The organism is Mesorhizobium sp. M4B.F.Ca.ET.089.01.1.1 (genome assembly GCF_004022605.1).
Taxonomy (GTDB): Bacteria; Pseudomonadota; Alphaproteobacteria; order Rhizobiales; family Rhizobiaceae; genus Mesorhizobium; species Mesorhizobium abyssinicae.
Window position 1 is genome coordinate 1 of sequence record NZ_RZOS01001228.1, and the last position, 581, is coordinate 581.

Annotated in this window: 1 protein-coding gene; it reads right to left on the bottom strand. The window is 58.5% G+C overall.

Features of this window, described 5'->3' with window-relative positions; translation table 11 throughout:
- Positions 1-59 precede the first annotated feature (59 nt).
- Positions 60-581, bottom strand: a 522-nt coding sequence (locus EN780_RS36895; protein WP_189557133.1) for an extracellular solute-binding protein, incomplete at its 5' end; no start/stop codon positions are given.

The window sequence follows — 581 nt, forward strand, 5'->3', positions numbered from 1 at the left end:
AATCATGGGAGCGGCCCTCACAATCCGTCCCTCAGAAACCGCTCCCATCGCCATCGGTCTTAGCGCTCGATCCGCTTGAAGCTGCGCTCGAGTTCACTTTGAAGCCGCGTCAACGTCTGAGCGGCGTCACTTCCGTTGCGGATATCGCTAAAGGCACGCGCGAACAGTTCCTCGAGTTGTAGGTATCCCGGGGTACGCGGTCGCCGGATAGCCGTGTTCGCGAGCTCATAGCTCATCAAAAGATCAACACCCTTTAGGTTGGGACTTTGCTCGGGAAGGCTCTTCATCACCTCGGCCGTAGCCTCGATGTTCGCGGATAGATAGCTTCCGTTGGTGGCAACCACTGCCCCCTCTTTGTCCAGGCTCGCGTAGTTCAGGAAGTTCAGAGCCTGGTCAGCGTTCGTGGTGTCTGCCGCCACCCCCAGATGGTATGATTCAGAAGGCGTCACCGCCTTGCCACCGGCAAAATACGGATGAGGCGCCACTCCATAGTCCAGACCGTCGGCCTCGTTGAAACTGGGGATACCCCAGGGGCCGCCAATGTAGAATGCAAGCCGGCCACCTATGAACAGATCGCGCAC